Raw genomic sequence first — 20,581 nt, forward strand, 5'->3', positions numbered from 1 at the left:
GGGAGGGTGCGTGGCCCACAGGCGCAGTGACGTGCTCTCTCACGCCGTCGACCTGCTCGACACCCACGGGCTGGCCGCCCTCACCATGCGTCGCCTCGGGGCCGAGCTCGACGTCCAGCCGAGCGCGATCTACCACCACTTCCCGAGCAAGCAGGCACTCCTCGCGGCCGTGGCCGACGAGATCCTGGCGCGCGGTGCACGACCGCGTACGGCGACGGAGTGGTCCGACCGGTTGCGCGAGGCCTGCTCCGAGCTGCGGCACGCGATGCTCGCCTGCACCGATGGTGCCGACGTCGTCGCGACCGTGTGGGCCTTCGGCCTCGGTGCCGACGCGCCGGTGGCGGAGATGGAGAAGGTCCTCACCGAGGCCGACGTGCCCCCCGAGCTGGTCCCCGTCGCGTCGCGCACCCTCGTCCACTACGTCTTCGGCCACGCCTTCGAGGAGCAGACCGCCCGTCAGGCCGTGGGTCTCGGCGCCGTCGAGCGCTCGCTCGACTCGCTGCCCGACTTCGACCTCGGGCTCGACCTCGTCATCGACGGGCTGCGAGCCCGGCTGGACCCCGATATCTGAGGACGTGGTGGTCGGACCTCGGCCCCGAATCCGTTCACCACGTCCTCAGATATCCGGTCAAGGAGGGACTCCCCAGGGGTCAGGCCGAGGTGTCGACGTCCGCGCCCTGCAGCTCGGCGAGGAGCACGGCGCCGGCCAGGTCGAGCCGCGTCCGCCTGAGCTCTGCCGCCGCCAGGTCGACGCCGTCGAGGCTCGCACCGCGGAGGTCGGTGCGGTCGAGCTTGACCTGCCGCAGTACGGCCCGGTCCAGCCGGGCCCGGGCCAGCGAGGTCAGGGTGAGGTCCGACATCGACAGGTCGGCCTCGCGCAGGTCGACGCCGGTGAGGTCGAGGCGGGAGAGGTTGGCGCCGCGGATCGTCACCCCGAGCCACGACCCGCCGACGACGGTCAGCGGACGCAGGGTGCAGTCGGCGAAGGTCGAGCCGACCAGCTTGCAGCCGTCGAGCGTCGCGTCGAAGAACGACGTACGCCGGAAGTCGCAGCCCACGAAGGCGGTGGCGGTGTGGACCGAGGCGTTGAACCGGCCGCCGTGGAACGTGCACCGCTCGAAGGTGGCTCCGGACGACGTGGACTCGGAGAGGTCGACGTCGGTGAAGGTGCACTCGACGAAGCGCGCGGCACCGAGGTCGTCGCCGTACCAGTCCTCGCCGCGAAAGTGCTGGTCGCGGTGGGGCTGGGCGGTCGTCGTCCGGGGCTCGCTCACGGCGTTCACCGTAGCCATGGGTCGGGGAGGGCGGGACGGATAGGGTCGTCCCCGTGATCGCGTCCCACCAGCACCGCTTCATCTTCCTCAAGACCCGCAAGACGGCGGGCACGAGCGTGGAGATCGCGTTGTCCAAGGTGTGCGGGCCCGACGACATCATCACCGAGATCAGCCCCGAGGACGAGGAGCTCCGGCAGGCCGCCGGCGGGCGTCCGCCGCAGAACTTCCAGTCCCCGCCGCTCCCGCGCAAGGCCTACAACCACATGGGTGCCAAGGCCACCCGGGACCTCGTCGGCGCCGACGTCTTCGCCGACTACTTCACCTTCGCGATCGAGCGCAACCCGTGGGACGCGGTCGTCTCCCTCTACTTCTGGAAGTACAAGGACCGTCCCGAGCTGCCGGACTTCGAGGCCTACGTCCAGGAGATCTGGATCGAGCAGCTCGCCAACAACCGCCGCCTCTACCGCATCCGCGGCAAGATGGCGCTCGACCGGATGCTGCGCTACGAGAACCTCGACGCCGAGCTGCGCGAGGTCTGGCAGCACCTGGGTCTGCCCGGCGAGCCCGACCTGCCGCGCGCCAAGGGCAACGCCCGCCCCGCGGGCCACTACCGCGAGCTCTACACGCCCGCCTCGAAGCAGCGCGTCGCGACGGTGTTCGCCGACACCATCGATGCGTTCGGCTACGAGTTCTGAGCCCCGGCATGTCGACGACGTCGCCCCAGCCGCGATGGGCCACCAGGACCAACGCGGTCTTCGCCGGTCTCGCGGCCCTCTTCGTCGCTGCGTTCCCCGTCGCGCTCGAGATCGACGACCGGGTCGATCGCACCCGGCCGATGTTCGACGACCGGGCCCGGATGGAGTGGCTGCAGTACCAGAGCGTGCTGTCCACCGGTCAGGGTCGGGCCCTCGAGCTGGCTCCCGGCCAGTCGACCGAGGTGGCCGGCGAGCTCTTCGCCCCGTCATCCGGGGTCAGCGTCGTGGTCCGCGTCGAGGAACCGGACCGTCCCTGCGTCCGAGCGAGCAACGAGCACGGCGACGTCACGGAGTGGGCATGCGTCGACCCGGAGGACCCACCGGTGGACCCTGACCCCGAGGACGTCGACCTCGCCGTCGCCCAGGGCTCCTGACCCGCCCGGTCAGGCCGGCGCGACCGCCAGCAGCCGCTCGCACTCGGCGACGAGCCGCGCGCGCAGGGGAGCGCCCCGCTCGGCGAAACCCCGCTGCGCCTCGACGTACGCCGCCTTGCCCTCTGTCGTCTCGATCCGGACCGGGTCGAAGCCGAGGTCGGCGAGGTCGTACGGCGCCGCCCGCATGTCGAGCACCCGGATGTCGCGGGCCAGCTCGAAGCAGTCGGCGACCAGGTCGCTGGCGACCATCGGCGTGAGCCGGAAGGCGTGCTTGTAGAGGTCCATCCCGGCGTGCAGGCAGCCGGGCTGCTCGAAGGCGGGCCGGTCGTCACGCGCCGGCTGCAGCGTGTTGAGCGGACGGGCGGTGGGGGTGAAGAAGCGGAACGCGTCGAAGTGCGAGCAGGCGATCCGGTGCGACTCCACGACCGCGTCGGTGCCCTCGGGGCCGAGACGCAGCGGCCAGTCATGCCGGGTCCCGTGCTCCACCGACCGATGCACCATCGCCCACTCGTGCAGGCCGAAGCAGCCGAGCTGCGGCGCGCGTGCGGCCGTCGCGCTCAACAGCGTGTGCAGCTGGGTGAGCAGCGGGCGCTGCGAGACGACGTACGACGCCGCGACGGCGACCGGCTCGCCTCCGTACCCCTTCAGCCCGACATGCTCCTCGGCGCCCTCGAGCGCGATTCCGAAGCCGGGGTGCCAGCGGCCCAGCTGGGCGGGTCGCTGGGAGTAGTAGGTGAAGAGGAAGTCGTGGACCGGGTGCTTCACCTGGTCGGCGCGACGCGCGAGGTGCGGCTGGACGAAGTCGTCGATGCGGGCGGCGTGCGCCTCGGCGAGGGGACGCCACTCGGAGGTCGACAGCACGCGCACTGCGCCAAGGCTAGTGCGGGGGAGCGGTCCGGACCGCTTCCACGCGGCCCGACGGCACTCGACGCGCGGACGATGCCGGGTGGACACTGCCGAGATGGACCGCACCGCCGGCCTCGAGAGGGCGTACGCGCACGCGCTCGGGTGGCTCGACTCCCTCGCCGCCCGGCCGGTCCCGCCGGCCATGACCGTCGAGCAGGTGCGCGCCCGCCTCGACCGGCGCCTCCAGGACGGGCCGACCGACCCCGCCGCGGTCGTCGACGAGCTGGCCGAGGCGTGCGAGCCGGGACTGACGGCGATGCCGGGGGGACGGTTCTTCGGCTTCGTCATCGGCGGCACCCACCCGGCGGCCCTGGCGGTGGACTGGCTGGTCAGCGCGTGGGACCAGAACTCCGGCCTGCGGGTGCTGACGCCGGCGCACTCCGCGGTCGAGGACGTGGCGGAGGAGTGGGTGGTCGACCTGCTCGGCCTCCCGGCCGGCAGCGCCGTCGGCTTCGTCACCGGCGGCACCATGGCCAACTTCACCTGCCTCGCCGCCGGGCGCGACGAGGTGCTGCGACGGGCGGGCTGGGACGTCGCCGAGCGTGGCCTGGTGGGCTCGCCCGGAGTACGCGTCCTCGTCGGGGCCGAGCGCCACGACACCATCGACCTCAGCCTCCGCTACCTCGGGCTCGGGGCGCCCGAGCCCGTGGCGGTCGACGACCAGGGGCGCATCGAGGCCGCTGCGCTCGCGGCCGCCCTCGACGCCGGCGACGGACGTCCCACGATGGTCTGCCTGCAGGCCGGCAACGTGCACTCCGGCGCGTTCGACCCCTTCGACGCGGCGATCGCGGCCGCCCACGACGCGGGCGCGTGGGTGCACGTCGACGGAGCGTTCGGCCTGTTCGCGGGAGCGTCGCCGCGGCGCCGCCACCTCCTCGCGGGGGCCGACCGCGCCGACTCCTGGGCGACCGACGCCCACAAGACCCTCAACGTGCCCTACGACTGCGGGCTCGCGATCGTCCGCGACCGCGCGGCGCTGCGTGCCGCCATGGGCATGCACGGCGACTACCTCATCCACGACGCGGCCGGAGAGCCGTTCGACAAGGTGCCCGAGATCAGCCGACGCGGTCGCGCGTTCCCGGTCTGGGCGGTCCTGCGGTCGCTGGGCCGGGACGGTGTCGCCGAGCTCGTCGACGGCTTCTGCGACCACGCGGCCGCCTTCGCCGAGGGGATCGCGGCCATCGAGGGCGCGCAGGTGCTCAACGACGTGGAGTTCACCCAGGTGTGCGCCTCCTTCGGCGACGACGACCGCACCCGGGCCGTGGTCGACGCGATGCTCGCCGAGGGGACGGCCTGGACCACCGGCTCCCGGTGGCACGGACAGGCGGTGCTCCGGGTGAGCGTGAGCAACTGGTCCACGACCTTCGACGACGTGGCCGCCAGCCTGGCCGCACTGCACCGGGCGGCCGGCCACTAGCCGCTCCCGGCGTGTTCCCGGCTCCTGCCGGTTGGATAGCCTCGGCGCATGCGCATCTGTCGGTTCAGCACGGGCGAGGAGCCCCGCTTCGGCGTCGTCACCGGTGAGGTGGACGAGTTCGGCCAGCCCGCCGACGACTCGGTCGTCGTGGCCCTCGCCGGCGACCCGCTCTACGTCGGGATCAAGCTGCTCGAGGAGCAGCACCGGCTCAGCGACGTACGCCTCCTCGCGCCGATCATCCCGCGCAGCAAGGTGGTCGGCATCGGTCGCAACTACGCCGCGCACGCCGCCGAGATGGGCAGCGACCTGCCGTCGGAGCCGCTGATGTTCCTCAAGCCCAACACGGCCGTCGTCGGCCCGGGCGACCCGATCTTCTACCCGCCGCAGACCAGCAACCTCCACTACGAGGGCGAGCTGGCGGTGGTCATCGGGCGCATCTGCCGCGACGTACCGGCCGAGCAGGTGACCGACGTGATCTTCGGCTACACCATCGCCAACGACGTCACCGCGCGCGACCTGCAGCGCTCCGACGTGCAGTTCACCCGCGCGAAGGGGTTCGACTCGTTCTGCCCGATCGGGCCCTGGATCGAGACCGACCTCGACCCGCAGGCCTTCATCGACGGCCGCGAGGTGCAGACCTTCCTCAACGGCGACGTCGTGCAGGACGGCTCGACCGCCGACATGATCTTCGACGTGCCGACCCTCGTCGCCCACGTCTCGTCCGTGATGACGCTCCTGCCCGGCGACGTCATCCTGACCGGCACCCCCGAGGGTGTCGGGCCGATGGAGGTCGGCGACGAGGTCGAGATCTCGATCGCCGGCATCGGCGCCCTGACCAACCCCGTCGCCCAGAGGAATTGAGCACCCGATGACCACCCCCGACAGCCGGCCCGTCCGCGTCCGCATGGCCCCGTCCCCGACGGGCTCGCCGCACGTCGGCCTCGCCCGCACCGCCCTCTACAACTGGGCGTTCGCGCGCCACCACGGCGGCACATTCGTCTTCCGCATCGAGGACACCGACAAGGCGCGCAACACCGAGGAGTCCTACGACTCGCTCATCGACCTCATGCAGTGGCTCGGCCTCAGCTGGGACGAGGGCGTCGTGGTCGGCGGACCCTACGGCCCCTATCGGCAGTCCGAGCGCTCCGGCATCTACGCCGACGTGCTGGCCCGCCTGCGCGAGTCGTCGTACACCTATGACTGCTTCTGCACGAACGACGAGGTGGAGGCGCGCCGCAAGGCCAGCGGCTCGAAGGTGATGGGCTACGACGGCTTCTGCCGCGAGCTGTCCGAGGAGCAGCGGGCCGCCTTCGAGGCCGAGGGCCGCACCTCGGTCGTCCGGTTCCGGATGCCCGACGGCTCGATCACGTGGGACGACCTGGTCCGCGGCGACATCACCTTCGAGACCGAGCACGTCCCCGACTTCGCGCTGTGCCGCGCCAACGGCGACCCGCTCTACACGCTGACCGCGCCCGTCGACGACGCCACGATGGAGATCACCCACGTGCTGCGCGGTGAGGACCTGCTCTCCAGCACGCCGCGACAGGTCGCGCTGTTCGACGCCCTCAAGGAGCTCGGCGTCGCCCAGGAGACCCCCCGGTTCGGCCACCTGCCCTACGTCATGGGGGAGGGCAACAAGAAGCTCTCCAAGCGCGACCCGCAGGCCCACATGGCGCTCTACCGCGAGCAGGGCTTCCTGCCGGAGGGGCTGCTCAACTACCTCGCGCTCCTCGGCTGGTCGATCGCCGCCGACCGCGACGTGTTCAGCCTGGCCGAGATGGTCGAGGCGTTCGACATCAAGGACGTCAACCCCAACCCGGCGCGGTTCGACCTCAAGAAGGCCGAGGCGATCAACACCGCGCAGATGCGGTTGCTCACGATCGACGAGATCACCCACCGCGTGCTGCCCTTCCTCAAGGAGGCGGGCGTCGTCGGCGACCCCGTCCACGACGCCGACGCGCAGCTGCTCGAGCTGGCCATGCCGCTGGTCGCGGAGCGGATCAACAAGCTCACCGAGGCCGCACCGATGCTCGGCTTCCTGTTCGTCGACGAGGAGCACTTTGAGCGCGATCCCGACGACGTCGCCAAGGTGCTCGACGAGACCGGCCGCGGCGTCGTGCAGGCGTCGTACGACGCACTCGCGGGCCTGCACGAGTGGTCGACCGCCGCCATCGAGGAGGCGCTCCGCGTGGCGCTCATCGAGGGCATGGGGCTCAAGCCCCGGGTGGCCTTCGGTCCCGTCCGCGTCGCCGTGACCGGCCGGCGGGTCAGCCCGCCGCTGTTCGAGTCGATGGAGCTGCTCGGCCGCGAGCGGAGCCTCGCGCGGCTGCAGTCGGCCCTGGGCTGACGCCGTGCCCGCACCGCTGGCGCCCGACTTCCGGCCCCGCTACCACCAGCTCCACCGGGTCGGCCGTCCCGGCGTGTGGCGCTCGGTGGTGGGCGCCGTGCTGCTCATCGTCCTGGTGTTCGGCGTGGTGCCCCTGGTCGCCGGCGGCATCGCCTTCGTCACGCTGCTGGCCACGGGCAGCACCTCGCGGGAGGCGTCTGCAGTCCTCGATGTGACGGAGGAGGCGACACCGGCGGGGCTGGCCCTGCTCAACGTCATCATCGCCGCGGCCATCCCGCTGACGTTCCTGGTGACGTGGTGGCTGCACCGGCTCAAGCCGCGCTGGGTCTCCTCGGTGGCGCCCCGGTTGCGCTGGGGCTACCTCCTGGTGTGCCTCGGCCTCTCGGTGGTGGCGCTCGTCGCGTCGCTCGGTGTGGCCCTGCTGCTGCCCGTGCAGGCCGGTGACATGCCGGAGGGCACGGTCAATGACTTCACCACCCAGACGCGCGACTTCCTGCTGGTCATCCTGCTGCTGACACCGCTCCAGGCCGCCGGCGAGGAGTACCTGTTCCGCGGCTACCTGACGCAGGCGTTCGGCTCGCTGGTGTGGGCGCGCCGGGCCTCCGAGACGCTCGCGGTGCTGGGGCCGGCGCTGATCTTCGCTCTCTTCCACGGGCTGTCGCAGGACTGGCCGGTCTTCTTCGACCGCTTCGCCTTCGGCGTCGTCGCCGGCATCCTCGTCATCCGCACCGGAGGGCTCGAGGCGCCGATCGCGATGCACGTCCTCAACAACTTCCTGGCCTTCGGCCTCGCCCTCGCCTTCGGCGACCTGACCACCGCGCTCAACGCCGAGGGCGGCAGCAGCTGGTGGACGATCCTGTCCACGCTGACGCAGTCGCTGGTCTACCTCGGGCTGGCGACCTGGGTGGCGCGGGCGATGGGCCTGGTCGACGCCGGACCGCCGGTCGGAGGTGCGCCGCTGCCGCCCGCAGGCGGCGACCCCGAATTGGTCGGCCCGCCACCCCGCGTGTAACGTTCGGGGTCGGTTCGGCAGAGCTACACGGCCGGACCGCGTGGGTGGTCGGAGACGATCCGATACCCCCATGGGGTATGGTGTAATTGGCAACACGGCTGATTCTGGTTCAGTTGTTCTAGGTTCGAGTCCTAGTACCCCAGCAAGGTCTTCGCCCCCGGGCGAGGATTTGGAGTGACACTCCGGCCCCGGCTAGAGTTCAGCTCCGTTGCTCCTCGGAGCAGCACCTGCAAGCCCCCGTTGTGTAGCGGCCTAGCACGTCGCCCTCTCAAGGCGGTAGCGCCGGTTCGAATCCGGTCGGGGGTACAGCACAGAATTGCGGCCCTGACCAGCGGAAACGCTGGGAGGGGCCGCTTCTGCATTTGCCTCACATTCGGCCTCGGGCAACGCTGGGGCAACACGGGGCAACAGATCCCGACGGTGCCGCGCCGTCTCCCGGGCGCGATCCGTCGCTCGCCGACCTCGTTGAGCCGGTCCTCGAAGAGGTGGCCGTAGGTGTCGAGCGTCATCGTCGCGGAGCTGTGTCCGAGCATCTGCTGGACGACCTTGACGTCAGCGCCGCTCGCGATGGCCAGGCTGGCTGCGGTGTGCCGCAGCAGGTGGGGATACAGGTCGGGGACCCCGATCGAGCGGGCTGCCGCGCCGAACGAAGTCCGGAACGTGCTGACCCGCAGCGGCTGGCCGTTGCGGATGCCGGCGAACACCAGGTCGTCGGGCGCCTTGCCGGCGACGTGGACGGCCAGCTCGGTCGTGAGGAAGCGCGGGATGGGCACCTCGCGACGTTGGTGGGTCTTCGGCGTGCCCCACACGAGTCCCTGGCCCTGGACGGGGGTCACGGACTCGGCGATGACGGCACGGTTGCGGCGCAGGTCCAGCCGGGCGACGCGCAGCGTGGCCATCTCCCCGAAGCGGACCCCTGTGTAGGCCAGGAAGAGGACGACCAGGCGATAGGTCTCGTTGGCGCGGGTGTCGAGACTGCTGAACTTGCTCACGTCGCTCGGGTAGCCGGCTGCCGTGGCGAGGTCGTCGACCTGGTCGTGGGTGAGGTAGGGGTGCTCGTGCTTGGCAGTGCGGGGCAGGTTGACGCCCACGGCCACGTTGCGGGCCAGGCGGCCGTCCTTGACCGCGAGGTCGAGGACCAGGCTGAGCACGCGGTGGATCTTGTGGACGGTGGCGGGGGAGTGGGCCCTCGTCAGCTCGGTGACCCACGCCTGGACGTCGCCGTGCGACACGTTGGCGAGCTTCACCCGGTCCCACCTCGGCCCCACGTGCCGGCTCAGGATCCCGGCGTAGCGAGACCGCATGGTCGGCTTCAGGTGTGTCTGACCGTCCAGCCACCGCTGGGCCCAATGACCGACCGTGCCCTGCGCGAGTGCCGGGTCGACGTAGGTGCCGACGACCTTGGCGTTCTCCACCCCGGCCAGGAACCTCTGGGCGTCGACCTTGCGGGCGAACGTCTTGTTGCGCTGGGCGCCCGCCGGCGTGCGATAGTGCGCCCGCCATGATGTCTGGCCGTCACGGACCCGCTTCTCGATGCTGGCCATGGCTCATCGTGCCCACGTGGGCGGGCGACTGTCGACGCTCATCGCCCGTCCTGTGGACGGTTGGTCTGTTCGGTGAGCCAGAGGGTCAGGTCGGTGCGCCAGTAGCGGACGTGGCGGCCGACCTTGAAGCTCTTGGGTCCGCAGCCGAGGTGGCGCCAGTAGCGCATGGTTCCTTCGGGGACGCGCAGGAGGCTGCAGGCTTCCTGCAGGGTCAGCATCTCGTCACCGGGGTCACGGCGCGGTCTGGCGGTCTGGGTGGGCGGCTGGGGTTGGGCGGTCATGTGGTCCTCCTCGGTGATGGCGTTCGGCGTCCGGGAAAGGCGACGGGCGTTGGCGTCCCTCGGACATCTGCAGCCGCGCCGCGTCGCGTGTGAAACATGTCGACCAGCGTGGACGCCGAGGTTTACCGGATTCCGGTGCCACGGAGGGGAAGGCTGAGGGGGAAACCTGGAAACGCGCAGGTCAGCAGGTTTCCCCAACTTGTTTTGGGTGGCACTTGTCAGAGCCCGGTTCAAAGCCCGATTCCGGAGGGTCGGAAGGCTGGTCGGAGGTGGGTGTCGAGGGGGGAACGCTGGCGCGGTGGTCGCGGAGCGGTGGGTCCGTAGCGGTCGACGGCCTCGAGGGCTAGCCGTTGGAGGTGGGCGGGGCCGAGGCCTGCGCGGTCGCGGCTGAAGACCTGGCTCCACTGCTGTCGGGCTTCGTCGAGGCTCGCTGCCACGAGGTGTGCGACGTTGGAGTCCCGGCCCCGGGTCATGGCGACGTAGGCGGATGCGGCGCCGGTGGTCTCGCCGATGGCGACGTGGGCGTATTCGACGGTCTCACCCTGCGCGCCGTGGATGGTCGTGGCGTGCGCCAGCTCCACGTGCTCGTGCACGTACGCCGCCGGCAACCGGTGGTCGCGGCGGCGTTCGGGTGAGTGCACGATGAGGTCGCCGGCGGAGCTGATCGCGGTGACGGTCCAGGTCTGGCGGTTGGTGACCCCGAGGGCGGGATCGTTGCGGCGCGTGGCGACGCGGGCCCCGACTCCGATCTGCTCACCCCGGTGCGTCACCACGTGCGTGACCGCCCCAGTTGACCCGTGAACGGACTGGCGAGTCCGCTGGTTGCTGATGGCCGCGTTCAGCGTGGCGACCTGTTCGCGGGTGTCCGCGACCACGAGAGCGCCGGTGGCGCCGATGTCGGCGAGCGCGGCGGTGCGCTCGGCTTCGGAGGGGTGGATGATGATCTGGCCGCGTGCAAGAAGGTGGTTGAAGACGTCGTCGGGGGCGCGGCCGTCGCGCATGCGGAGGCTGAGGTGGGCGTAGTCGGGGTCGGTGAAGCGGTGGACGTGCTCCATGGTGAGCACGGCGCTGGGGTGGGCCCACGCGAGGGCGTGGTCGAGGACGCCGCCGCGGCCGACGGCGGGGAGCTGGTGCCGATCGCCGAGGAACGCGATCCGGGCGCCGGTTTCGTCGGCGAGGGTCAGCAGGGCCAGTGCGTCGTCCTGGGTGACCATGCCGGCCTCGTCGACCAGCAGCAGGTCTCCACGTCGCAGGCGCGCCTGCGGGCACGGCTCGCTGCGCTGCTGGCTGGGTTGCCGGGTTCGGTGGCCGTCGTCATCCCAGCGCCAGCCGTGCTGGTGGATCAGCCATGAGGCCGACTGCCCGGAGGCGCCCGTTTCGCGGGCGGCGACGTCGGCAGCCTTGCGGGTCGGGGTCACGACCTCCAGTCGGTGCCCACGCCGCGTCAGATGTGTTCGGACCGCGGCGAGGGTGGTGGTCTTCCCGGCACCTGCTGCGCCCTCGACGACGACCAGCGGACCCTCACAGGTCAGCGCAGCGACCACCCGGACCTGCTCCGGCGCCAGCCGCCCCAACCGCGCGAGCCGCGCCAACGTTGCGTGGCGAAACCGGGCGTCCTCGGCGGGCTCGGCAGGATGGGAGCGCCGCAGCAGCCGCTCGAGGATCTCGGTCTCAACGGCGAGCACCCGTGGTGAGGTCAACGCGCGCACGTGTTCTGGGACGTCAGGTCGCAGCAGCAAGGGCGTGCACCGTGCCGCCGCGCGGGCGGTGAGGTCCTCGGCCAGCTCACCACGAACGCCGGCTGCGGCGACCAGGCCTGCCTGCGCGATCAGCGTCTCGACCTGACCCCGGATGTCGGCGGTGTTCCACGCGGACCGCTTGGCGCCCAGACGCGAGAGCACGAGCTCGACTGCCCGGTTACGATCGAGGTCCGCGATCGACACCGTCCTGGACGACACAGCCGCCGGCGGGTCCATGTAGCCGAGGGCGCGCAGCTCTTCCTTCCACCGCTCGGTCACCTGGACGCCGTCGGTCGGGACGACCTTGTCGGGACGGGCCTCGGCCCACGCCCGCCGATCCCAGATCTCCCGCAGCGGCGCCGCCGGCTCCTCGCCAGGGTGCGCCGACCGCCAGTCGGCCTCGTACCGGTCGGTGTTCGCGCGGATCTGCGCGGTGCGGGCGCTGAACGCACCAGCGAACGGCCTCAGCTCGTCGATCTCCCCGGACGCGGGATCGAGAGTGAACCCGGCATCGGCGAGCGCGGCGCGGAACCCGGGATCGGTGGCAACGGCAGCGTGGCCGATCCCGTTGATCGCCTCGATCATGTCCCGGACCCCGACCGAGTGCAGCCCTCGCCACCTGCCGGCCGCGAAGACGCGGGCGTTGACCTGGAGGTGCAAATGCCGGTGCGGGTCGCCGGCCCGGGACGTGTAGTGCCTAATCACGGCTGCCTCGAGCCGCTCGACGGGCACCTGCACCTGCCGGCCCCGGGGCCCGACCCGGGTGGTGGCGTGATCGGCAAGGTAGGTGATGATCTGTTCGGCGGCACGCTCCTGCGCGGCATCGAGCGCAGCGGACACCTCCGCGTCAAGTGCGGCGGCGAGCGACCAGGTCTTGGGGCCGTTGACCGTGACCTCGACGAACCGCAGCCCGTTCGCGTCCTTACGAAGCCGGCCCTTCGGCTGACCGGACTCGACATCCAACCCCGCCACCCACGCCTCGTAGGCCACGCCGTCCAGATCCGGCCTTCTCGCGATAGTGGCCAAGCCGCCGGGCGGTCGGGTGGCGGCGAACCGCCTCGCGATGCCGTCGCCTTCGGCGAGGTAGTAGTCGTCGTAGCGGGCACAGTCCTGCTCGACGTACGCGCGCGCGGCCTTCGGCGCACCTCGATAGAACTTCACACCACCGTGCACGCCAACCACCTGCCTCAACGACGTCCGTCGACAACAAACGAAGCCCTCGAAATGCCGCGTGGGCCGCCCGACCACGGGCGACCCATCTACGAACCCTCGTAGCATGTGTGCCGCTTGATTGGTAAGGGGTGGAGAGCCGACGTTGGGCGGACGGATCGAGAAGACTCCGCGAGCCGACGATGTTCACTCATGATCAATCGTCTGGGACTGTGGGAGTGCTCCGGCGCTGGTCGAGGGAACTGTCGAGCACGCGCACACCCGTTGCCCTGACTTCCATCGAGTCATCGTGTCCGGCGCCCGTCGTGAGCCCGGGCTTTTCGGCTGAGGTCACAGAATCGCAATCCCCTGATCCGTCACTGGTCATCTGCGCGTGTCAGGGTCGAGGACGTGAGCTGTCGATCGCCTGCGAGGAGGGCTACGATGACCATGACCCGTGAGCTTGTACCTCTCAGCACGACTGAGCTGACCCTTGCCGAGGAGCAGGACGACGTCCGCGGCATGTCCGTAGTCGACGTGCGTGATCACCGGGTCGGTGAGGTCGAGGAGATCCTGGTGGATCCCGAGGAGAGGCGTGCGCGCCTCCTGGTGATTGCGTCGAGCAGCATCGTCGGTCCGAAGGAACACCACCGTCTGGTCCCGGTCGATGCGGTGTGCCGCGTGCGAGACGACGTTTGTCTCGAGCGCAGCGACCTGCATGTCGATTCCGGCTTCGACTACGACGCCTCCCCTCGCGGACCTGTCGACTACCGACCGGTCTACAGCTACTTCGGCTACGCCCCGTTCTGGGAGGACGGCTACCGGGCGCCGTACTTCCTCGCCCGCCGACCATGACGTGCTCGCCGCGCGTCGCGCGCGTCGAGCCGACAGGGGGATGAGGCGGCCCTCTGGGGCAGGGGCCCGGAGGGCCGCTGCCCTGGCGCGAGCCAGGGCCCGGATCGGTAGCGTGGCGGTCGTGCGGTCAGGTGTCTGGCGCGTGGTGCGGGTGTCGGCGGCGTTCGTCGTCTACGGAGCGCTGGCGGCGGCGGTCCTGGGGGCTCCGGTGGCGGCGGAGCGAGCGGTGGAGGCGGTCCGCATCGAGGACCGACTGGGGACGGTGCCGGTCGAGCTCTCGCTCACCCACCACGGTCGCTCGGTGCTCGACACCGGAGTGCTGGGCAGTCTCTACTGGGACCAGACCGGAGCGCTGGGATTCGGTGCCCGGGTGAGGGTGACGGACACGCCGCAGGCGGACGGAACGCTGGCGTCGTACGCCAGTCCCCGCTTCGTGCGTGCCAACGCCGTGTTCGTCAGCGCGCCAGAGCAGGTCGCGGGCGCGTACGGCGATGCGTTGCGCTCGCAGCTGCTCGGTCACCTGATGTGGCGCGAGCTCGCCGCCTTCATGGTGGGAGGACTCGTCATGACCGCCGTCTTCCGGGCGCGGTCGCCGATACCGGCCGCCTGGTCCCGCCGCCGATCGATCATTTCCGGCGCCGTGGCGCTTGTGACGCTCGGAGCGGTCTCATGGGGGACCGCGGCATGGTTGTTCGCGAGGTGGGAGGGCAACGCCGAGGTCCCCGACGCGTACGCGATGCCCGGAATCTCCGAGCTGTCCTTCAGCAGCCCGCAGTCGCTGGAGATCGCCCGGCAGGTCCGGCCCTTCCTCGAGAAGAACAACGAACGGATCCAGGAGCGCACGCGCACCTACCTCGACGAGGCCGAGGAGTCGTTGGCCGGCGAACTCACCGTCCGGGCCGGCGACCTCGCGCCGCGTGACGGTGAGTTGGTCGTGCTCGCCGAGGCCGATCCGCAGGGCAGTCACGTCGGCACCCGGGTGCGCACGCTCGTGTACGCGGCGCTGGTCGAGGCGATCGGGGTCGACGCCTTTGCCGTGCGGACGATCTCCGGGGGCATCACTTCCAACGGCACGATTGCCGAGGCCGGGTTCGTCGAGGTCGAGGTGGCTGCCAGCGGCGAGATCCCCACCGTGGTCGTGAAGGGCGACCACGACACCGGGACGACCCTCGAGCAGCTCTCCGCGACCAGTGCTACGAATCCGCATTTCGACCCCACCGAGGTGTCAGGCCTTCGCATCGTCGCCGGGAACGACCCCGCCTTCAAGACGCTCTTCGGCGGCACGGTCGTCAACGAGACCGGGGTATCGGAGACCGAGCTCGGCGAGCAGCTGCGCACGTACGTCGACGACGAGGATCCAGACGCAGTCGTCGTGCTCCTCCACCAGCCACGCTCGGCCGCCGGCTACCTCGGCCTTGGCTCTCTCGACGACCTCCCCAACGAGACCGACGACAGGCCCCTCGACCTCACCACGCCGGTCGACGACGGAATACCGGACGTGCCGCCCGGGATCGTCAACATCGGTCACTTGCACGACGCCGAGCTCCCACGGGTTGTCTGGAACACCGACGGCGACGAGACCACCTGGACCGTCGTCAACCAGCTCGGCACCTCCGGGGGAGTAGAGGAACGACCGACCTTCAACCGGTTCTCCACCCCCTATTCGGCACCGCTCAAGCGCGTGAGCATCCAGTTGCAGTACGTCGACCGCGAGACTGGCCTGCAGACCGGCTACGCCAGCATCGAGTTCGCCACTGACGGCGTCGCGACCGTCGCCGGCCGTACTGACCTCGGTCAGTCCGAGTAGCTCCGCAATCGTGCGCGCGGCCGGCGACGGCAGCAACGAAGATGGCGGCGGCCGCCTGCATCTGTCGTCACGTCTCCGACACTGCGACCGGGAACTCCTCGCCGGCTGCGGGCCGGCCAACGGGGAACACCGAGACCACGTGGGTTCCCACATCGCGCGGCATCGCGCGACCGTCGCCGAGCTCACCTGCTGGCGCATCTACCGCGAAGACCTGATTACCGGCAGGGTCGACCAGGCGCAGCTCATAGCCCTTGTCGCTCTCGTTCTCGAGCACCATCGCGACGACTTCTCCGGCTTCCGCCTCGAGGTCTGGTGAGGCGCCCACCTGTCCGTCGGTGGACACGTGGAACCGCAGTGTCGGAGCGTTCAGCGGGACATCGTTCTCCTCACGGTCGCTCATCGGCACCGCTTCGTTCCGGCCCTCCTGGCCGCAGGACGACAAGACCCCGGCCAGCACTACACACACCGCCATCATCACCACCGTGCGCGACGAACGTCGCGCTGCGGCTGCCTGGCCTCGTTCGGTGAACATCGTCATGGTTGATCTGACTCCTTCGATCGGCTTCCCCTTGGCCTAGGACTCCACCTTGCGAAATCTGGCGCGGAGAGACAACGGCGGTCACGCTGAGGCCGCGTCCGACCGTCACAGGGCCGTCACACGGCCGTCGCACGTCCCCTTCACCCCCGGCTCGCACCTCTCAGCCTCGACGGCAGGCCTGCGACACGGCGTGATCGTGACAGTCGTGTGACGACGCTCGACGAGGAGCATCACGTCCGTGACAGCGGGCACCGATGGTGCTCAGGGTGAAGTTCTCCCTCAAGGAAAGGAGTCGTCATGACGACACCGAACGAGAGGCCGGACCCCGTGACAACCGAACGGGCCCGCACCACACCGCCAACGCCGACGAGAATGGCGCCGACAAGCGCGGTGCCGACAGCGCTCGATCGACCGGCCGGACGCACGAGACACGTGCCGAGTACGTCCGTCGTCACGACGACCGGGACGTGATCGCGTCAAGGGACATGGTTCGCTGGGGACCGTTGTGGGCCGGCGTACTGGTTGTCCTTGCGACCTATCTCGTCGTGCAGCTCGCGGTGTTCGCGCTCAACCTGTATTCCGACGGTGGCGCGTGGTGGAGCTCCGTCTCCGCGTTGGTCGCGTTCTTCATCGGCGGGCTGGTCGTGGGTGCGACGGCGCTGTGGCACGGTGTAGGTCAGGGGGCTGTGAACGGCGCCGTGTTGTGGGCGTTCGCCACCGTCGGCCTGCTCCTGCTCGCGGTGCTCGGCGGCGGGACGCTCGCGGGTCCGGTCTCGACCGTGGCAGCCGACTTGGGTGCGATTCAGGACCTGAACCTGCAGAACCCGCCGACGGAGCAGGTGAACCAGGCGCTGCAGGGAGCTCGTGACGCCGCAGGCTGGGCCCTGCTCGGACTCGGGCTCGCCTTGGTTGCCGCTGTAGCCGGCGGCGTGGCGGGAGCGAGGATCTGGCCCCATCGCGACAGCGCCGGCACCGCCAGGCGGGAAGCGGCGCATGCCCTCACCCACTGAGTGGGGGCATCGGGGAGCCCGCAGCGCGCCAGCGGCAAGTGGGCTCCTCGTGCGTTTCTCGACGGGGGTGTGAGAATGGGTTGGTGTCACGTTCGGTGTTGTTCATCGAGGACGATCAGCGGATTCGACGTGCCGTGGCGATGGCACTCAGGGCCGACGGGTTCGACGTCGTGGAGGCCGACACCGGTGAGGACGGACTGTTCGCCCTGGCCGAACGCGAGGTCGGCGTCGTGCTTCTCGACCTGATGTTGCCTGATGTGGACGGTTTCGAGGTGTGCCGCCAGATCCGACGACGAAGCGATGTGCCGGTGATCATGGTGACGGCCAAGGCGGACAGCCATGACGTGGTCGCTGGCCTGGAAGCGGGCGCTGACGACTACGTCACTAAGCCCTTCGTGCCGAAGGAGTTGGCGGCGCGGATTCGTGCGCTGCTGCGACGCACGGCGACTTCCACGACTGCGCGCGCTCCGGTGATGGTCGGTGGTCTGGAGATCTCTCCGGAGCGGGGCGTGGCCATCCGGGAGGGTAAGGTGGTCAACTTGACGCGGACCGAGTTCGGTCTGTTGTGCGAGCTCGCTGTTGAGCCGGGCCGCGTGCACACGCGGGAAGAACTTCTTGAGCGGGTGTGGGGTTATGACTACTTCGGCGACGAGCGGCTCGTCGACGTCCACATCCGTCGGCTGCGGACGAAGATTGAACAGGATCCGGCCGTGCCCCAGGTCGTGACGACCGTGCGGGGCATCGGATATCGGCTGGCGGCCGATCCGGGCCCACCTGCTGGGGACTAGATGGCGGTGAACGCGTGGCGTTCGGCGTTCCGAGCCGGCCTTGCGCGACTGCAGGGGTGGCCTGGTGAGGCCGGGATACGCCTCCGCGCGACGTTGGCCTTCGGGCTCGTGGCTGGGGCCGTTGCGGTGCTGGGCGGGGTCGCCGTGTGGGCGAGCGTGGCGGGCTATCTCCTGAGTCAGCGCCACGAGGCAGCGACAGCGCAGGCCATGGCCAACGACGAGCAGGTGGCCCGAGGGCTGCAGTCATCTGGGCTGACCCCCCCACAGGCCCTCGCCCAGCTGCCGCACCAGCTCGCCTCGTCCTCGTTGCTGTACTACCAGGACGAGTGGTTCACCGATGACTTGACCGTCTCCCGCAGCACGATCCCCGCCGAACTGGCAGCGCTCGTCAGGGGAGGGCAACCCCACTCGCAGCGCGTCGCGGTCGGGGGAAGCCCGGCTCTGGTGGTGGGGCTACCGGTGGAGGGTGCCGGCGCGGCCTACTACGAGGTCTTCATGCTCACCGAGCTCGACGAGTCCCTCACGACACTGACACTGGTGCTGGTCGCCGGAGGTCTCCTGATCCCCGTCGCGACCATGACTCTGGGGTGGTGGGCCGTTCGACCGGCGCTGCGGCCCGTCGAACAGGTGGCCGGCGCGGTCGCTGCCGTGGCGAGCGGCGATCTCCGGGTCAGGATCGATCCGCGCGGGGATGCGTCCCTGCGTCTGATCGCCGAGTCGTTCAACTCCACTGTCGACGCCCTCGAGCGGCGCGTGAGGATGGACGCCAAGTTCGCCGCAGACGTGAGTCACGAGCTCCGGAGCCCCCTGACTACGATGGTCAACACGGTCCATCTGGTCGAGCGGTATCAGGACTCCATGGACTCCGACGGCCAAGAGGCGCTGGGGCTTCTCCGGGCGGAGGTCGACGGGTTCCAGCAGCTGGTCCAGGACCTGCTCGACATCTCGCGCTCGGACGCCGGAAGCGATCGGCTCGCCATGGTCGAGCTGCGACTCGCCGAGCTCGTCGAGCGTGCCCTCCCACCGGACCTGCTGTCGCGGGTGGAGGTGACGTCGGGCGGGGCGTCGGCGGTCGTGCGAGGCGACAAGCGGCGTCTGCGGCAGGCCCTGATGAACCTGGTCGCCAACGCCGAGCTCCACGGGGCAGGAGTGACGGCGGTGCGCGTCGATGCTACTGAGCAGCTGGCGTGCCTGACGGTGGAGGACGCCGGCCCGGGTCTGGACGTTGACGAGCTCGAGCGTATCTTCGACAGATTCTCCCGGGGCCGGGGTAGCGAGCGGGGCTCGACGACCGGTGCGGGCCTCGGGCTCGCCCTGGTGGCCCAGCACGTTCGGCTGATGGACGGCACCGTCAGCGCAGAGAACCGACCGACCGGTGGTGCCCGATTCGTCATCAGGCTGCCGCGATCCACGACGGAGGCGCCACCGTGCTGACCCAGCCCCGTACGCTGATGGCCGCCCTGGCGGCCGTGGTGCTCGCCGTGACCGGATGCGGGGTCCCGCTCCAGGACGACCCGGTCGCCCTTCAGGCGACCACCACACCCAGTCCGGTCAGTCCGAGCCCGGGCGGGAGCAGCGTCGTCCGGGTCTACCTGGTCAAGGACGCACGCCTCGTGGAAGAGGTGCGACGGGCCGACGACCCGTCGGAGCAATCGGCGTTGGACCTGCTGACGGACGGTCCCACCACTGCTGAGAAGGTGGTCGGGACGACGACTGCCCTGGCTCCGGGGGAGTACGCCGTCGAGGACTCCGGCCTCGCCACGGTCATCGACGTGCCGGTGCAGTTCACCCAGGTCGCGGGAGACCTGCAGCTCCTCGCTGCGGCCCAGCTGGTGTGGACGGTGACCGACCGACGACCCCGCTCCGCGGTGCAGGTCACCTTTCAAGGCGAGCCCATCGAGCTCCCGACGGACCAGGGCTTGACCAGCGACCTGGTGCGCCGCTCCGACTACCGGTCCGTAGCTCCGGAGGACGGTTAGGGCAACGCGGTTCTGCGAGACGCGCTTCGCCGCATCGCGGGCGGCTGGAACGTGGCTTGGGGCGGCATCTACCGTGGCCGATATGAGCACACGACGACTTCTCTACGTAGGCGCCGTCCTCTTCGTCGCGGCGGTCATCGGCCGGCTGGTCGCGGAGTCCTTCTAGTGCGCCAGACGAGATCCATGACGATTCCGTGAACGTTGGCCGAATCGGCGGCCGCTGACACATAGCGGTGGGCCGGAGCGGCAACCACGCGAGTATGACCGTTCCCCATCGCTCAACTCATTCCGCTTCTCGCCCTCTACGCGCTGTGGGTGGACCCTGGACTCGCGTTGTCGCGGGCCTGGCAGTCGGGCTCGCCTGTGCGACGTCCTGCGCCGAGCGACCGGTCGAGACCGAGGCCTCGATCGGTCAGGTCGAGCGCACGGAGTCGATGGACGCGCTCGGGATGGCACTGGTGACCAACGGCCAGGGTGCTGCCCGACTGGTGGGCACCTTGGTCAACCAAGCGGACGACCCGGACCGCCTGATCGGGGTTGACGTCGAGCCGACCGTCGGGTCCTTCGACGTCGTGATCGCGGACGGGCCGATCGTCCTTCCCCCAGAGGAGCCGGTCACCTTGGCCCGTGACGCGCAGATGACTGTGTTCACCGACCGGTTCGTGCCCGGTTTTCGCCCGGAGCTGCGGCTCGTCTTCCTGAATTCGGCGCCCATCGTCACCACCGTTCCGGTCGAGACGCAGACCGGCCCCTACGCGGAGGTGGAGGTGCTCCGAGCCCCGGACGGTGACATCTCGCCGGACTGA

General features: G+C 70.3%; 19 protein-coding genes, 2 tRNA genes and 1 pseudogene. 16 read left to right on the top strand and 6 right to left on the bottom strand.

Features of this window, described 5'->3' with window-relative positions; genetic code table 11:
* The first annotated feature begins 31 nt into the window (after positions 1-31).
* Complete coding sequence (locus HOO61_RS12635) at positions 32-571, top strand: TetR/AcrR family transcriptional regulator (protein ID WP_367650145.1); 540 nt, start codon at positions 32-34, stop codon at positions 569-571.
* Between the two features lie 79 nt (positions 572-650).
* On the opposite strand, the gene HOO61_RS12640 is transcribed toward HOO61_RS12635, so the two are convergent.
* A complete protein-coding gene (locus HOO61_RS12640; RefSeq protein ID WP_367650146.1) occupies positions 651-1,274 on the bottom strand; it encodes a pentapeptide repeat-containing protein in 624 nt (207 codons plus the stop codon).
* Between the two features lie 53 nt (positions 1,275-1,327).
* Here HOO61_RS12640 and HOO61_RS12645 point away from each other — a divergent pair, with 53 nt between their 5' ends.
* Positions 1,328-1,969, top strand: a complete 642-nt coding sequence (locus tag HOO61_RS12645) for a sulfotransferase family 2 domain-containing protein (protein WP_172259078.1) — start codon at positions 1,328-1,330, stop codon at positions 1,967-1,969.
* An 8-nt stretch (positions 1,970-1,977) separates the two neighbouring features.
* On the top strand, positions 1,978-2,403 hold the full coding sequence (locus HOO61_RS12650) for a hypothetical protein (RefSeq protein WP_172259079.1): 426 nt from the start codon (positions 1,978-1,980) through the stop codon (positions 2,401-2,403).
* 9 nt (positions 2,404-2,412) lie between these two features.
* Here HOO61_RS12650 and HOO61_RS12655 read toward each other — a convergent pair whose 3' ends face one another.
* Positions 2,413-3,270, bottom strand: coding sequence for a 3-methyladenine DNA glycosylase (locus tag HOO61_RS12655; RefSeq protein ID WP_172259080.1), 858 nt, complete (start codon positions 3,268-3,270; stop codon positions 2,413-2,415).
* 94 nt (positions 3,271-3,364) lie between these two features.
* On the opposite strand from HOO61_RS12655, the gene HOO61_RS12660 reads away from it, so the two are divergent.
* The 6 genes from HOO61_RS12660 to HOO61_RS12685 all read left to right on the top strand — a co-directional run bounded on the left by HOO61_RS12660 (position 3,365) and on the right by HOO61_RS12685 (position 8,391).
* Positions 3,365-4,726 carry a pyridoxal-dependent decarboxylase gene (locus HOO61_RS12660; RefSeq protein ID WP_172259081.1) on the top strand — a complete coding sequence of 454 codons (1,362 nt, stop codon included), beginning with the start codon at positions 3,365-3,367 and terminating at the stop codon, positions 4,724-4,726.
* Between the two features lie 48 nt (positions 4,727-4,774).
* Positions 4,775-5,587, top strand: a complete 813-nt coding sequence (locus HOO61_RS12665) for a fumarylacetoacetate hydrolase family protein (protein WP_172259082.1) — start codon at positions 4,775-4,777, stop codon at positions 5,585-5,587.
* A gap of 7 nt (positions 5,588-5,594) precedes the next feature.
* Positions 5,595-7,073: a glutamate--tRNA ligase gene (gene gltX / locus HOO61_RS12670; RefSeq protein ID WP_172259083.1), complete on the top strand. Its 1,479-nt coding sequence runs from the start codon at positions 5,595-5,597 to the stop codon at positions 7,071-7,073.
* Positions 7,074-7,077: 4 nt separating this feature from the next.
* Positions 7,078-8,085: a type II CAAX endopeptidase family protein gene (locus HOO61_RS12675; protein ID WP_172259084.1), complete on the top strand. Its 1,008-nt coding sequence runs from the start codon at positions 7,078-7,080 to the stop codon at positions 8,083-8,085.
* A 71-nt stretch (positions 8,086-8,156) separates the two neighbouring features.
* Positions 8,157-8,228: transfer RNA gene (locus HOO61_RS12680), tRNA-Gln, on the top strand.
* 90 nt (positions 8,229-8,318) lie between these two features.
* Positions 8,319-8,391: transfer RNA gene (locus HOO61_RS12685), tRNA-Glu, on the top strand.
* A 182-nt stretch (positions 8,392-8,573) separates the two neighbouring features.
* Here HOO61_RS12685 and HOO61_RS24885 read toward each other — a convergent pair.
* From HOO61_RS24885 to mobF, 3 genes and pseudogenes are all read right to left on the bottom strand, one after another.
* Positions 8,574-9,629: pseudogene (locus HOO61_RS24885) on the bottom strand (tyrosine-type recombinase/integrase); the annotation flags it as partial.
* 38 nt (positions 9,630-9,667) lie between these two features.
* Complete coding sequence (locus tag HOO61_RS12695) at positions 9,668-9,910, bottom strand: helix-turn-helix domain-containing protein (protein WP_172259085.1); 243 nt, start codon at positions 9,908-9,910, stop codon at positions 9,668-9,670.
* Positions 9,911-10,140: 230 nt separating this feature from the next.
* Complete coding sequence (gene mobF, locus HOO61_RS12700; protein ID WP_367650147.1) at positions 10,141-12,822, bottom strand: MobF family relaxase; 2,682 nt, start codon at positions 12,820-12,822, stop codon at positions 10,141-10,143.
* 420 nt (positions 12,823-13,242) lie between these two features.
* Between mobF and HOO61_RS12705 the strand changes: the two genes are divergently transcribed.
* Both HOO61_RS12705 and HOO61_RS12710 read left to right on the top strand, forming a co-directional pair.
* The gene (locus HOO61_RS12705; RefSeq protein ID WP_172259087.1) at positions 13,243-13,653 is read left to right on the top strand and encodes a PRC-barrel domain-containing protein; all 411 of its coding nucleotides are present in this window, start codon (positions 13,243-13,245) and stop codon (positions 13,651-13,653) included.
* Between the two features lie 121 nt (positions 13,654-13,774).
* Positions 13,775-15,460, top strand: coding sequence for a hypothetical protein (locus HOO61_RS12710; RefSeq protein ID WP_172259088.1), 1,686 nt, complete (start codon positions 13,775-13,777; stop codon positions 15,458-15,460).
* 67 nt (positions 15,461-15,527) lie between these two features.
* Here HOO61_RS12710 and HOO61_RS12715 read toward each other — a convergent pair whose 3' ends face one another.
* Complete coding sequence (locus HOO61_RS12715) at positions 15,528-15,998, bottom strand: hypothetical protein (RefSeq protein ID WP_172259089.1); 471 nt, start codon at positions 15,996-15,998, stop codon at positions 15,528-15,530.
* Between the two features lie 266 nt (positions 15,999-16,264).
* Between HOO61_RS12715 and HOO61_RS12720 the strand changes: the two genes are divergently transcribed.
* From HOO61_RS12720 to HOO61_RS12740, 5 genes are all read left to right on the top strand, one after another.
* Positions 16,265-17,008: a permease gene (locus HOO61_RS12720; protein WP_172259090.1), complete on the top strand. Its 744-nt coding sequence runs from the start codon at positions 16,265-16,267 to the stop codon at positions 17,006-17,008.
* Between the two features lie 83 nt (positions 17,009-17,091).
* Positions 17,092-17,796 (top strand): response regulator, encoded by a 705-nt coding sequence (locus HOO61_RS12725; protein WP_367650148.1) that lies wholly within the window; start codon positions 17,092-17,094, stop codon positions 17,794-17,796.
* Positions 17,797-17,904: 108 nt separating this feature from the next.
* Complete coding sequence (locus HOO61_RS24890) at positions 17,905-19,230, top strand: HAMP domain-containing sensor histidine kinase (RefSeq protein ID WP_172259092.1); 1,326 nt, start codon at positions 17,905-17,907, stop codon at positions 19,228-19,230.
* Positions 19,224-19,775 (top strand): GerMN domain-containing protein, encoded by a 552-nt coding sequence (locus tag HOO61_RS12735; protein WP_172259093.1) that lies wholly within the window; start codon positions 19,224-19,226, stop codon positions 19,773-19,775. Before HOO61_RS24890 ends, HOO61_RS12735 begins: the two co-directional genes overlap by 7 nt.
* Positions 19,776-20,086: 311 nt before the next feature.
* A complete protein-coding gene (locus HOO61_RS12740; protein ID WP_172259094.1) occupies positions 20,087-20,581 on the top strand; it encodes a hypothetical protein in 495 nt (164 codons plus the stop codon).

The organism is Nocardioides sp. zg-1230 (genome assembly GCF_013155335.1).
Lineage (GTDB): Bacteria > Actinomycetota > Actinomycetes > Propionibacteriales > Nocardioidaceae > Nocardioides.